General features: G+C 66.5%; 4 protein-coding genes. 3 read left to right on the forward strand and 1 reads right to left on the reverse strand.

The annotated features are described in order from the left end of the window. Nucleotides 1-1822: MMPL family transporter (locus QOI01_RS35955; RefSeq protein ID WP_526388994.1), on the reverse strand; the 1822-nt coding region annotated here is incomplete at its 3' end. Nucleotides 1823-2026: 204 nt separating this feature from the next. Here QOI01_RS35955 and QOI01_RS35960 point away from each other — a divergent pair. From QOI01_RS35960 to QOI01_RS35970, 3 genes are all read left to right on the forward strand, one after another. Continuing rightward, nucleotides 2027-2590 carry a TetR/AcrR family transcriptional regulator gene (locus QOI01_RS35960; protein WP_526388990.1) on the forward strand — a complete coding sequence of 188 codons (564 nt, stop codon included), beginning with the start codon at nucleotides 2027-2029 and terminating at the stop codon, nucleotides 2588-2590. A gap of 156 nt (nucleotides 2591-2746) precedes the next feature. Beyond that, a complete protein-coding gene (locus QOI01_RS35965; RefSeq protein WP_526388996.1) occupies nucleotides 2747-3922 on the forward strand; it encodes an acyl-CoA dehydrogenase family protein in 1176 nt (391 codons plus the stop codon). A gap of 7 nt (nucleotides 3923-3929) precedes the next feature. Beyond that, nucleotides 3930-4823: acyl-CoA dehydrogenase family protein (locus tag QOI01_RS35970; RefSeq protein WP_526388992.1), on the forward strand; the 894-nt coding region annotated here is incomplete at its 3' end.

Below are 4823 nucleotides of genomic sequence, written 5' to 3' on the forward strand. Positions count from 1 at the left end.
AGTCCATCGAGAGCCCGAACGCGATGCAGAACAGTAGGACTGGCATCGACGTGTTCACCACGCCGGGCGTGAACCCCAGGAAGCCCGATCCGTGACCGTCCTGGAAGATCCACACCATCGCGCCGAACGCCGCACTGAGCGACAACATGTTCAGTGCCAATGCCTTCAGCGGAATCACCACGCTGCCGGTGAGCAGGAATAGCACCGCAAACATGATCACCGCGATGAGCCCAAGGACCACGGGCAGCCGCGAGGTGATCGCTTCGACGCTGTCCCGGTTGACCTGAGCAGTGCCTGCGAAGAATACGTGACGTCCGCCCGGTCCGTCGACCGCGTGCAGGCCGTCGAGTTGCGCCTGCGAGGATTCGGAGAACAACGGTGCGGTGCTGCGCACCGTCAGGTACGCGCTGCCGTCGGCAGCCCGAATCGGCGACACCGCCGTCACGTCGGGGACCCGAGCCAGATCCATCGCGTAGCGGTCGAACTGGGCCCTGGTGAGACCATTCGCGTCTGGCACCACGATGGTGACGGCGGCCGCGGAGTCGTCGGGGAACTGCGTGCGCATCACGTCACCGGCCTGGTGGGCCGACGCACTCTGAGGCAATACCCGGTCGTCGGGGAATCCCCACTTCACCCCGAGGAAGGGGCTGCCGAGAAACAGGAGCAGCGCGACGACCGCCAGCCCGGCGGGAAGCGCGTGCCGCATGACCATCTTGGTCCACCGATAGAGGACGTGCTCCTCAACGCTGCCCACGAGAGGCTCCAGCCGGTTGAGGATCCGCCGGAGCAGCCGGCGAATGTCCCACGCCTGCAGCCGATCCCCTAGCAACACCAGCGCTGCGGGCGTGACGAACAGTGCAGCCACTGCGCCGAACGCGACGGTCGCCACTCCCGCGTAGGCGAACGACTTGAGGAACGCCATCGGGAACACGACCATCACGGCCATCGACAGGGCGACGATCGTGGCCGAGAAGAGCACCGTGCGCCCTGCCGTCACCATGGTCTGCACCAGCGCTTCCGCGGGTTCGGCCCCGTCGGCCAGTTCGTCGCGGTAGCGGCTGATGATTAGCAACGTGTAGTCGATGGCTAGGGCCAAACCCATTGCAGCGCTGAGGTTCAGCGCGAAGATCGAGACGTCGGCGAAATTGGTGACACCCCGAAGCACGGCGAGCGTACCCAGGATCGCCGTGCCGCCGACGGCAAGCGGAACCGCCGCCGCCAGCACCCCGCCGAAGACCCAGACGAGCACCACGAAGCTGATCGGGATGGCCAACGACTCCATGACCAGCAGGTCGCGCTGCGACTGCTCGGTGATCTCGACGTTCACCGTCGCGTCACCGCCTGCGCGCACCGTCACACCGTCTCTGTCGTGGACGAATTGGTCCGTCAGGTCCTTCGCGTACTGCTGAGTCTTGCTCTCGTCGCCCGCCATCCCGGCCACGATCAGCCCGGACCTGCCGTCCTCGCTGATCAACGCCGCCCGCTCGGGAGCCGGCGCGGTCCACGGTGACGTCACCGACGCGACGTGCGGCGAGTGCGCCAGGTCGTCGACCAGTTCGGTGCCGGCCGCGGTCGCCGCGACGCCATCGGCCCCCTCCGGAGCGGACACGACGATCACCAGTTTCACGTCGCCCGCGTCGAACTTGTCCGTCAGCAGACTCTGCGCCCTCGCCGACTGCGACGACGGGTCCTCGAATCCGCAGGCGCACAGGGTCTTTGCTACCGGCACGCCGAAGATGGCGGCGGCCGCCGCCACCAGTGCCGCCATCGCGAGCATCCGCCGTGGAACGGTGAGGGCGAGCCGGGCGATGCGGTGCAGCAGCCCCCTCCCTGACGGCGGTGCCTCGTCAGCCGCTGCGTGCCGAGGAGCCGGTCCGCTAGATCGCTCGATGTCGCAAGTCACGGGACCACCTGCCCCTCCGAGAGACTCAAATCAACGTTCGGAGACTTTTGTCATCCGTCGATGACTTGTGACCGTACGCCGAGGTAGTGGCCAAGTCAACAGTCGCCGACATAGAGTTCTGGGATGGAGACACCACGTCCTCGCCATGCCGCTCAGACGCGCACTGACATCCTCTCGGCGGCACGCCAACGCTTCGCCGCCGAAGGATATGAACGCACCACCCTGCGCGCCATCGCGGCGGACGTCGGTGTCGATGCCGCGCTGGTGACCCGATATTTCGGCAGCAAGCAGGACCTGTTTGCGACGGCCACTGAGTTCCGAATCGACCTTCCGGATCTAGCCGCGGCAGACCCGGACGACATCCCGGGCATGCTGCTGCCCCGGTATTTCGCGGTGTGGGAGGACAACCAGGCGTTCCTGGCGCTGCTGCGGGCGGCGGGCACTAGCCGTGTCGCAGCGGACACGCTGAACCAGACGCTTGCCACGCACGTGGCGCCGACGTTGAACGCCGTCACCCCGGACAATCACCGACAGCGGATCGCCATGACGGACGCATTCGTCATCGGGCTCGCCATGACCAGATCCATCCTCGCCAACCCGTCGATGACCAGTCTCAGTCGCGAAGAACTCAGCGCGTGGGCCGCACCGGTGTTCCGGCAGCTGCTCGCGGACCCGGCGCCGTCGTAGGCGCGGCGGCCGATCGGCGACGGCGACTCGGCAATCCGACGAACGCAAGGAGAGTCAACGCGCGCCGGTAGGTTCGCGGATATCGGGTACTACCGGTACTGGCACGGCACCGTGCTGAAACCGATGCCGGGCATGAACGATCTCGGAGGTTCGACAGTGAAGTTGGCGCTCAGCCACGACGAAGCCGCTTTCCGCGATGAGTTACGGGAGTTCTTCACCACGCAGGTCCCGGCCGACATTCGCCAGCGGGCGCGCGACGGTGAGCTGCGGTACCCCGACGACGTGGTCACGGCCCAGCGGGTGTTGAACGAGCGCGGCCTCGCCGTCCCGAACTGGCCGGTGGAATGGGGCGGCAAGGACTGGTCGCCGCTGCAACGCCAGATCTGGGCGGACGAGATGCGCCTCGCGTGCGTGCCCGAACCCCTGGCGTTCAACGCCAGCATGGTCGGTCCGGTGATCGCCCGCTTCGGATCGCAGCAGCTCAAGGAGCGGTTCCTGCCCGCGACCGCCAACCTCGACATCTGGTGGTGCCAGGGATTCTCCGAACCGGAGGCCGGATCGGACCTGGCGTCGCTGCGCACCACCGCCGTCCGCGACGGTGATTCCTACGTGATCAACGGGCAGAAGACGTGGACCACGCTGGGCCAGCACGCGGATTGGATCTTCCTGCTCGCGCGTACCGATCCGGCTGCCCCCAAACGCCAAGCCGGCATCTCGTTCCTGCTGGCCGAGATGTCGACGCCGGGCATCACGCTGCGTCCCATCAAGCTGATAGACGGTGGTTACGAGGTCAACGAGGTCTTCTTCGAAGACGTCCGCGTCCCCGCCGATCAACTGGTGGGCGACGAGAACAGCGGCTGGACCTACGCCAAGTTCCTGTTGAGCAACGAGCGCACCGGCATCGCCCGGATCGGCACCACCAAAGTGTGGCTGTCGCAGATCAAGGAACACGCCGCGAACACGGCGACCGAAGGGGGAACGCTGCTCGAGGACCCGCTGTTCGCCGCCCGTGTAGCCGAATTGGAGAACGAAGTGCTGGCCCTGGAGCTCACGCAGCTGCGGGTCAGTGGTTCCGAGGCCGACGGCAAGCCCAACCCGGCATCCTCGATCCTGAAATTGAAGGGCAGTCAGCTTCAGCAGGCGGTCACCGAGCTTCTGGTCGACGTCGCGGGCCCCGACGCGTTGCCGTTCGATGCCGGTGGCGACATCGGCTCGCCGCCATGGGCGCAGCTCGCCGCGCCGAAGTACCTCAACTACCGCAAGACCTCGATCTACGGCGGCACCAACGAAGTGCAACGCACCATCGTCGCCTCGACCATTCTCGGACTGTGAGCACGCCATGGACTTTGACCTGAGTGACGAGCAGAGCCTGCTGCGTGACGTCACCCGCGAGGTGCTCACGGACACTTACGACGTCGAAACCCGCCTCGAGGTCACGGACAGCGATCTGGGGTGGAGCCGTGACGTCTGGTCGCAGCTGGCCGAGATCGGGATCCTGGGACTCGGCTTCGATCCGGAGGAGGCCGGCCAGATCGAGCTGATGGTGGTGCTCACCGAGATCGGGCGGCGTCTTGCTCCCGAGCCCGTCGCGCAGGCCGCGCTGATTCCCGGCGGTTTGATCGCCGAACTCGGCGACGACGAACAGCGAAGGTTGCTCGACGACGTCGCGGCGGGCAAGACGCTGCTTGCGTTGGCACATCAGGAGCCCGGCATGCGTGGAGTGTCGACGCGCGTCGCCACACGTGCTGAGCGCCAAGGTGATTCGTGGACAATCACAGGCATCAAGAACCCGGTGCTCTCCGGTGACTGCGCGGACGTGTTCATCGCGAGCGCGGCACTGACCGATGGCGAAGTCGGGCTCTTCCTCATACCTGCCGATGCCGTGAGCCGGCGGCCCTTCCGGACGTTCGATGGGCAGCGCGCCGCACAGTTGACGCTGGACTCGGTCGCGGCGCAGCCGCTCGGCACCGGCGGCGATGCGGCGCCCCATCTGCAGAACGCGCTGATCCGTCATCAGTCGGCGCTGTGCGCCGAAGCCGTCGGCGCCATGGAGGAGGCCCTTCGGCTGACCACCGAGTACCTGAGGAGTCGTAAGCAGTTCGGCGTGCCGCTCAGCAACTTCCAGACGCTGACCCAGCGTGCCGCCGACATGTACGTCTCACTGGAACTGGCGCGCAGCATGAACTTCTACGCCGCCATGTCGATCGCCGACGGGAACTTCGACCCCGTCGTC

The organism is Mycobacterium sp., from assembly GCF_032162605.1.
Classification (GTDB): Bacteria; Actinomycetota; Actinomycetes; order Mycobacteriales; family Mycobacteriaceae; genus Mycobacterium.

Excerpts from the sequence above, each read along its gene's own strand:
- QOI01_RS35960 (WP_526388990.1), top strand. The coding sequence starts at position 2,027 with ATGGAGACACCACGTCCTCGCCATGCCGCTCAGACGCGCACTGACATC.